The organism is Pseudomonas sp. S3E12 (assembly GCF_001702295.1).
Lineage (GTDB): Bacteria > Pseudomonadota > Gammaproteobacteria > Pseudomonadales > Pseudomonadaceae > Aquipseudomonas > Aquipseudomonas marginalis.
In genome coordinates, this window is sequence record NZ_MBDT01000001.1 from 1 (window position 1) to 8,588 (window position 8,588).

The window sequence follows — 8,588 nt, forward strand, 5'->3', positions numbered from 1 at the left end:
GAAACCCCACACTACCATCGGCGATGCATCGTTTCACTGCTGAGTTCGGGATGGGATCAGGTGGTTCCAATGCTCTATGGTCGTCAAGAAATTCGGGTACTGAGTCGTGGCCAGCGGGCCTCGCTTCAGCAAATTGGGTATGTGACAGCTGTCGGTGTTTTGTGAAATCTCGAACTTTCGGTTCATTGCGTCTTCACACACCGCAATCTGGCCTTTCGACGCAAATTGCTTGGGTGTTATATGGTCAAGCCTCACGGGCAATTAGTATTGGTTAGCTCAACGCCTCACAGCGCTTACACACCCAACCTATCAACGTCGTAGTCTTCGACGGCCCTTCAGGGGACTCAAGGTCCCAGTGAGATCTCATCTTGAGGCTAGTTTCCCGCTTAGATGCTTTCAGCGGTTATCTATTCCGAACATAGCTACCCGGCAATGCCACTGGCGTGACAACCGGAACACCAGAGGTTCGTCCACTCCGGTCCTCTCGTACTAGGAGCAGCCCCTCTCAAATCTCAAACGTCCACGGCAGATAGGGACCGAACTGTCTCACGACGTTCTAAACCCAGCTCGCGTACCACTTTAAATGGCGAACAGCCATACCCTTGGGACCGGCTTCAGCCCCAGGATGTGATGAGCCGACATCGAGGTGCCAAACACCGCCGTCGATATGAACTCTTGGGCGGTATCAGCCTGTTATCCCCGGAGTACCTTTTATCCGTTGAGCGATGGCCCTTCCATACAGAACCACCGGATCACTAAGACCTACTTTCGTACCTGCTCGACGTGTCTGTCTCGCAGTCAAGCGCGCTTTTGCCTTTATACTCTACGACCGATTTCCGACCGGTCTGAGCGCACCTTCGTACTCCTCCGTTACTCTTTAGGAGGAGACCGCCCCAGTCAAACTACCCACCATACACTGTCCTCGATCCGGATAACGGACCTGAGTTAGAACCTCAAAGTTGCCAGGGTGGTATTTCAAGGTTGGCTCCACGCAGACTGGCGTCCACGCTTCAAAGCCTCCCACCTATCCTACACAAGCAAATTCAAAGTCCAGTGCAAAGCTATAGTAAAGGTTCACGGGGTCTTTCCGTCTAGCCGCGGATACACTGCATCTTCACAGCGATTTCAATTTCACTGAGTCTCGGGTGGAGACAGCGCCGCCATCGTTACGCCATTCGTGCAGGTCGGAACTTACCCGACAAGGAATTTCGCTACCTTAGGACCGTTATAGTTACGGCCGCCGTTTACCGGGGCTTCGATCAAGAGCTTCGCGTTAGCTAACCCCATCAATTAACCTTCCGGCACCGGGCAGGCGTCACACCCTATACGTCCACTTTCGTGTTTGCAGAGTGCTGTGTTTTTAATAAACAGTCGCAGCGGCCTGGTATCTTCGACCGGCATGGGCTTACGGAGCAAGTCCTTCACCCTCACCGGCGCACCTTCTCCCGAAGTTACGGTGCCATTTTGCCTAGTTCCTTCACCCGAGTTCTCTCAAGCGCCTTGGTATTCTCTACCCAACCACCTGTGTCGGTTTGGGGTACGGTTCCTGGTTACCTGAAGCTTAGAAGCTTTTCTTGGAAGCATGGCATCAACCACTTCGTTAACTAAAAGTTAACTCGTCATCAGCTCTCGGCCTTAGAATCCCGGATTTACCTAAGATTCCAGCCTACCACCTTAAACTTGGACAACCAACGCCAAGCTGGCCTAGCCTTCTCCGTCCCTCCATCGCAATAACCAGAAGTACAGGAATATTAACCTGTTTTCCATCGACTACGCTTTTCAGCCTCGCCTTAGGGACCGACTAACCCTGCGTCGATTAACGTTGCGCAGGAAACCTTGGTCTTTCGGCGTGGGTGTTTTTCACACCCATTATCGTTACTCATGTCAGCATTCGCACTTCTGATACCTCCAGCAAGCTTCTCAACTCACCTTCACAGGCTTACAGAACGCTCCTCTACCGCATCACTTACGTGATACCCGTAGCTTCGGTGTATGGTTTGAGCCCCGTTACATCTTCCGCGCAGGCCGACTCGACTAGTGAGCTATTACGCTTTCTTTAAAGGGTGGCTGCTTCTAAGCCAACCTCCTAGCTGTCTAAGCCTTCCCACATCGTTTCCCACTTAACCATAACTTTGGGACCTTAGCTGACGGTCTGGGTTGTTTCCCTTTTCACGACGGACGTTAGCACCCGCCGTGTGTCTCCCATGCTCGGCACTTGTAGGTATTCGGAGTTTGCATCGGTTTGGTAAGTCGGGATGACCCCCTAGCCGAAACAGTGCTCTACCCCCTACAGTGATACATGAGGCGCTACCTAAATAGCTTTCGAGGAGAACCAGCTATCTCCGAGCTTGATTAGCCTTTCACTCCGATCCACAGGTCATCCGCTAACTTTTCAACGGTAGTCGGTTCGGTCCTCCAGTTAGTGTTACCCAACCTTCAACCTGCCCATGGATAGATCGCCCGGTTTCGGGTCTATTCCCAGCGACTAGACGCCCTATTAAGACTCGCTTTCGCTACGCCTCCCCTATTCGGTTAAGCTCGCCACTGAAAATAAGTCGCTGACCCATTATACAAAAGGTACGCAGTCACCCAACAAAGTGGGCTCCCACTGCTTGTACGCATACGGTTTCAGGATCTATTTCACTCCCCTCTCCGGGGTTCTTTTCGCCTTTCCCTCACGGTACTAGTTCACTATCGGTCAGTCAGTAGTATTTAGCCTTGGAGGATGGTCCCCCCATATTCAGACAAAGTTTCTCGTGCTCCGTCCTACTCGATTTCATGACTAAGAGATTTTCGCGTACAGGGCTATCACCCACTATGGCCGCACTTTCCAGAGCGTTCCGCTAATCTCAAAGCCACTTAAGGGCTAGTCCCCGTTCGCTCGCCACTACTAAGGGAATCTCGGTTGATTTCTTTTCCTCAGGGTACTTAGATGTTTCAGTTCCCCTGGTTCGCCTCTTGCACCTATGTATTCAGTACAAGATAACCATCTTATGATGGCTGGGTTCCCCCATTCAGACATCTCCGGATCAAAGTCTGTTTGCCGACTCCCCGAAGCTTTTCGCAGGCTACCACGTCTTTCATCGCCTCTGACTGCCAAGGCATCCACCGTATGCGCTTCTTCACTTGACCATATAACCCCAAGCAATCTGGTTATACTGTGAAGACGACATTCGCCGAAAATTCGATCATACTCAATTAAGAGCCACTCACAAATTTTACCTTAGCCTGATCCGTTACCAGTGAAAGTAACGTTCAGTCTATCTTTCTATCACATACCCAAATTTTTAAAGAACGATCTAATCAAAGACTAGAAATCAACATTCACCATCATACTGATGGAATGCTCATTTCTAAGCTTTCATAACGCAGAAGCAGTAGTGGTGGAGCCAAACGGGATCGAACCGTTGACCTCCTGCGTGCAAGGCAGGCGCTCTCCCAGCTGAGCTATGGCCCCGTATTTCTACAGGCGTTTCCCACACAAAATTGGTGGGTCTGGGCAGATTCGAACTGCCGACCTCACCCTTATCAGGGGTGCGCTCTAACCAACTGAGCTACAGACCCAATTTCGGGCTGCTTCTTTATCGTCTTCTTCAATGAATCAAGCAATTCGTGTGGGAACTTATGGAGCAGCTGATGTCGTCGATTAAGGAGGTGATCCAGCCGCAGGTTCCCCTACGGCTACCTTGTTACGACTTCACCCCAGTCATGAATCACACCGTGGTAACCGTCCTCCCGAAGGTTAGACTAGCTACTTCTGGTGCAACCCACTCCCATGGTGTGACGGGCGGTGTGTACAAGGCCCGGGAACGTATTCACCGCGACATTCTGATTCGCGATTACTAGCGATTCCGACTTCACGCAGTCGAGTTGCAGACTGCGATCCGGACTACGATCGGTTTTCTGGGATTAGCTCCACCTCGCGGCTTGGCAACCCTCTGTACCGACCATTGTAGCACGTGTGTAGCCCAGGCCGTAAGGGCCATGATGACTTGACGTCATCCCCACCTTCCTCCGGTTTGTCACCGGCAGTCTCCTTAGAGTGCCCACCATGACGTGCTGGTAACTAAGGACAAGGGTTGCGCTCGTTACGGGACTTAACCCAACATCTCACGACACGAGCTGACGACAGCCATGCAGCACCTGTCTCAATGTTCCCGAAGGCACCAATCCATCTCTGGAAAGTTCATTGGATGTCAAGGCCTGGTAAGGTTCTTCGCGTTGCTTCGAATTAAACCACATGCTCCACCGCTTGTGCGGGCCCCCGTCAATTCATTTGAGTTTTAACCTTGCGGCCGTACTCCCCAGGCGGTCAACTTAATGCGTTAGCTGCGCCACTAAGAGCTCAAGGCTCCCAACGGCTAGTTGACATCGTTTACGGCGTGGACTACCAGGGTATCTAATCCTGTTTGCTCCCCACGCTTTCGCACCTCAGTGTCAGTATCAGTCCAGGTGGTCGCCTTCGCCACTGGTGTTCCTTCCTATATCTACGCATTTCACCGCTACACAGGAAATTCCACCACCCTCTACCATACTCTAGTCAGTCAGTTTTGAATGCAGTTCCCAGGTTGAGCCCGGGGATTTCACATCCAACTTAACAAACCACCTACGCGCGCTTTACGCCCAGTAATTCCGATTAACGCTTGCACCCTCTGTATTACCGCGGCTGCTGGCACAGAGTTAGCCGGTGCTTATTCTGTCGGTAACGTCAAAACCATCACGTATTAGGTAATGGCCCTTCCTCCCAACTTAAAGTGCTTTACAATCCGAAGACCTTCTTCACACACGCGGCATGGCTGGATCAGGCTTTCGCCCATTGTCCAATATTCCCCACTGCTGCCTCCCGTAGGAGTCTGGACCGTGTCTCAGTTCCAGTGTGACTGATCATCCTCTCAGACCAGTTACGGATCGTCGCCTTGGTGAGCCATTACCCCACCAACTAGCTAATCCGACCTAGGCTCATCTGATAGCGCAAGGCCCGAAGGTCCCCTGCTTTCTCCCGTAGGACGTATGCGGTATTAGCGTCCGTTTCCGAACGTTATCCCCCACTACCAGGCAGATTCCTAGGCATTACTCACCCGTCCGCCGCTCTCAAGAGAAGCAAGCTTCTCTCTACCGCTCGACTTGCATGTGTTAGGCCTGCCGCCAGCGTTCAATCTGAGCCATGATCAAACTCTTCAGTTCAAACATCTTTGGGTTTTTAAGAAACCCTAAACTTGGCTCAGCAATCGTTGGTTATTCTTTGATTTCTCGCGGAGTAACTTGTGATGCTGATAATCTTGTTGACTATCAGTCTGACTCCACAAGCACCCACACGAATTGCTTGATTCAGTTGTTAAAGAGCGGTTGGTTAAGAGCTTTCGTCTCAACCGAGGCGCGCATTCTACAGCAGCCTCATTTGCTGTCAAGTGATTATTTTCAGAAGCTTTCGAAGATTTCTTCAACAACTTCAACCACTTGCGCTTGCGATCTCTCGTCAGCGGGAGGCGAACAATACAGCATTGAATTACATGGTCAACCCCCGCCCTGAAAAATCTTTTCCTTAGCAAAGAGCCCACACCGCGACGCAACGACGCCCTCCTTTAAAAGACGCGCGTCGTTGCGTCTATATAGATAGAAGGTGTACTTGGCCAATAGGGGATGCGACTGCCAAGGATCACTCCGGTGTCCCCGTGAAGTCAGGCGACTCTTTAATACCGCAGGAGAGCCCGGTACGCATCGGGTCTTTGTTTTCACGCCCAGAACAGGGATCATCGCCCTCCCCCAACCCCAGAGGAACCGAGACCATGGAATTGACGCTGGAAGCTGTTGCGCTCTTTGCACTCAAGCTCGTGCATGAGGAGGACGGCGGCAGCCCGGTGTTGAGGGACGACCTGGTGATGGATAGGTATGAGCGGGAGGTGTTCGGGTTGCTGGTGCGACAGGGAGATCTGCCGGGAATTCTGTTGAAGATAGATGAGTGTGTGCTGCAGGCATTGGTCGCTTTGGGTGGGGCCGATACGGTATTGGGACGTGAGCTGCAGCGGTTGTCTACCGACGTACAGCAAGCCTCCACGCTGGAGGAACTCAAGCCACTGCTCGCGACACTGAAGGACTACCTTAAAGCCATTCAATAACGGACTCACCACAAGGACCTTCACATGATCGACTTCAATAACAAAGGCTTCTTCAAACTCAAGCAAAACAACGAATACGCCGAACGCGTCGCGGCCCTGCTGCTGGACGGAGAAGAAGTCATCGACGCCTACAAAGCCATGCGCGACGGCGTGGTATTCACCACCAAACGCATCATCGCAGTGAACGTACAAGGCATAACAGGCAGCAAGAAGGACTTCACCTCGCTGCCGTACAAGAACATCGTCGCGTACTCGGTGGAAACGTCCGGCACGTTTGATCTGGATTCGGAACTGGAGATTTACTTTTCGTCGTTGGGGAAAGTGAAATTTGAATTCACCGGCAAGACCTCGATTGTTGAAATCTCGCGCTTGATCTCCAAGCACTTGCTGAGCTGATCAGCAGGCATGCTTCAGAGCATCACCGATGACGCCTATTGATCGTCACCCACGCTGTTGAACCGAGCCCGATCACCTAAAAGTAAACCGACGCTGACTACACGCAACCTCATCAAATAAATGGAGCCCCCAGTCAACAGCTGACGCTTCACCGACACTGAAGTGAACGTGACAGTAAACCGTGCCAGCGGCCTATGGTCATTCGATTTCGCGCCGATGCAACGTTGAACCATGCGGCGAGCAAATCGCCGCGTGCCTTACCTGGCCACACTCGCCACCACTACCTGCTGCCTGCTGCCTGGCTTCTCGTCGACATGGATACGGTGAGTGTCATGCCAGTTGAAAACTCGGCCTTCACAGACAATTCCCACATTTGAGTCACTAAACGAAACAAACGAAAATCGAAATAATCGAAGCAGCGCGACTGACTCAAACATCAGTCTACTTTTCCGACACTAGCCAACGAATTAAGCCGATTGGACACATGGGACTAAAAATGAGGTTGGAATGGTTCGACAGAACCACAGAGTGGCTACGCGGAACGGAGGACTCAGCGGACCTAGGAAACGACTACTCCGTGATTTCCAAACTTGGACTGTCGATAGACGAGGACGTCAATAACGGTATGTTTGAACTGCGGCGGGAATGGCTATCACTGATACAGACACACTTCTCTCATGAAATTGCTCTTTCAGAAAGCGACTACTTCATCGCGTTTGATTACGAAGGTGCAAACGAATAACACAGACTTAGAGAATTCATCTTCATGCGCAGACTGTCGTTCAGGCAGGCCTCCACGAAGTTAGCTTTCACTTCATCCACGAGGACGAAAAAGGAAACGTGTAGTGGTCAACTAATCCCGGACACGACGTTAAGTTTTTTCTCGGCCTGAGCCGGTGGCAGCCCACCATTAAATTGGTGCGGTCGAATCCAGTTGTACCGGTGCATCAAAAAATGGCTGATATCCCGCTGAGCTTGTTGGGCCGTCGTGTAGCCCATGGTCGGTATCCACTCGGTTTTCAGGCTCCTGAACACCCGCTCCATCGGCGCGTTATCCCAACAATTTCCTCGCCGGCTCATGCTCTGACGCATGCGATATCGCCAAAGGCGCTGACGAAAACTCCGGCTTCCATATTGCGAGCCCTGGTCGGAGTGGAACAGCAGACCTTGAGGCTTCCCTCGCTGCTCGTAAGCCATGTCCAAGGCCTTGATGACCAAGTCCGCATCCGGCTTTCCCGACAACGCCCAGCCCACAACACGGCGGGCAAAAAGATCTAGGACAACCGCCAGATACTGCCATTTCCCTTGAGCCCAGATGTAAGTGATATCGCCACACCAGACGTGGTCAGGAGTGGGCACATCAAACTCCCGGTTCAAAATATTAGGAATGTCGGGCCGCTCGACCGTCGCCTTTTTGTAAGCGTGCGATCCCGGTTGTTTGCTGACCAACTCCAGCTCGCGCATCAGGCTGCGCACTTTGAATCGCCCGATCTGCTCGCCGTCGTCCTGCATCATGGCCATGATGCTACGGCTACCGGGAGCACTGCGGCCTTGGGTGAACAACTCGTTCACCCGACTGCGCAATCGAAGGCGTTCTACTTCCGGTGTGCGGCGCCTGAGGCGCCGAGCGTAGTAGCACGAGCGGGTCACTTCAAACACCTTGCACAGCCAATCAACCGGCTCGTGGATGCTCAACTGGTCAATCAGCGCGAACGCTCGAGATCTTCCGACATCAAGAGCGCGGTAGCCTTTTTTAAGATCGATTTTTCCCGCTCAAGGCGAGCAATTCGGGCTTCCAGCTCTTGGATTTTCTGCTGCTCCGGGGTCAGCGCTTTGCTCTGCGGGGTGACGCCCGTGCGTTCTTGTTGCACCTGGTCGACCCATCGGCGCAAAGCCGACTCCCCGACACCAAGCGAGCGGCTGGCCTCAATGAAGCTGTAATCCTGCTTGAGAACGAGGTCGGCGGCCTCGCGTTTGAATTCAGGGGAAAAGGTACGGCGTTGTTTGGTCATCTGACACCTCGTTCTGGCGAGCATTCTCGCCTAAATGGGTGTCCGGTTTCATTAGACCACTACA

Annotated in this window: 4 protein-coding genes, 2 tRNA genes and 3 rRNA genes; 3 read left to right on the forward strand and 6 right to left on the reverse strand. The window is 52.4% G+C overall.

Features of this window, described 5'->3' with window-relative positions; genetic code table 11:
- From rrf to BB029_RS00025, 5 genes are all read right to left on the reverse strand, one after another.
- A 5S ribosomal RNA gene (gene rrf / locus BB029_RS00005) occupies positions 1 to 88 on the reverse strand; the annotation flags it as partial.
- Positions 89 to 240: 152 nt separating this feature from the next.
- A 23S ribosomal RNA gene (locus tag BB029_RS00010) occupies positions 241 to 3,132 on the reverse strand.
- 249 nt (positions 3,133 to 3,381) lie between these two features.
- A tRNA-Ala gene (locus BB029_RS00015) sits at positions 3,382 to 3,457 on the reverse strand.
- A gap of 30 nt (positions 3,458 to 3,487) precedes the next feature.
- Positions 3,488 to 3,564, reverse strand: a tRNA-Ile gene (locus BB029_RS00020).
- Between the two features lie 83 nt (positions 3,565 to 3,647).
- Positions 3,648 to 5,184: ribosomal RNA gene (locus tag BB029_RS00025) — 16S ribosomal RNA — on the reverse strand.
- A gap of 602 nt (positions 5,185 to 5,786) precedes the next feature.
- Here BB029_RS00025 and BB029_RS00030 point away from each other — a divergent pair.
- From BB029_RS00030 to BB029_RS00040, 3 genes are all read left to right on the forward strand, one after another.
- Complete coding sequence (locus tag BB029_RS00030; protein ID WP_065937839.1) at positions 5,787 to 6,116, forward strand: hypothetical protein; 330 nt, start codon at positions 5,787 to 5,789, stop codon at positions 6,114 to 6,116.
- 24 nt (positions 6,117 to 6,140) lie between these two features.
- Entirely contained in the window at positions 6,141 to 6,512 is a 372-nt protein-coding gene (locus BB029_RS00035; protein ID WP_027607590.1) for a PH domain-containing protein, read from the forward strand.
- 496 nt (positions 6,513 to 7,008) lie between these two features.
- Positions 7,009 to 7,254: a colicin E3-like toxin immunity protein gene (locus BB029_RS00040; protein WP_371856066.1), complete on the forward strand. Its 246-nt coding sequence runs from the start codon at positions 7,009 to 7,011 to the stop codon at positions 7,252 to 7,254.
- A gap of 107 nt (positions 7,255 to 7,361) precedes the next feature.
- On the opposite strand, the gene BB029_RS00045 is transcribed toward BB029_RS00040, so the two are convergent.
- A protein-coding gene (locus BB029_RS00045) for an IS3 family transposase (protein ID WP_141696496.1) occupies positions 7,362 to 8,524 on the reverse strand; the annotation gives its coding sequence in 2 pieces (ribosomal slippage) (positions 7,362 to 8,272 and positions 8,272 to 8,524; 1,164 coding nt in all).
- Between the last annotated feature and the right edge of the window lie 64 nt (positions 8,525 to 8,588).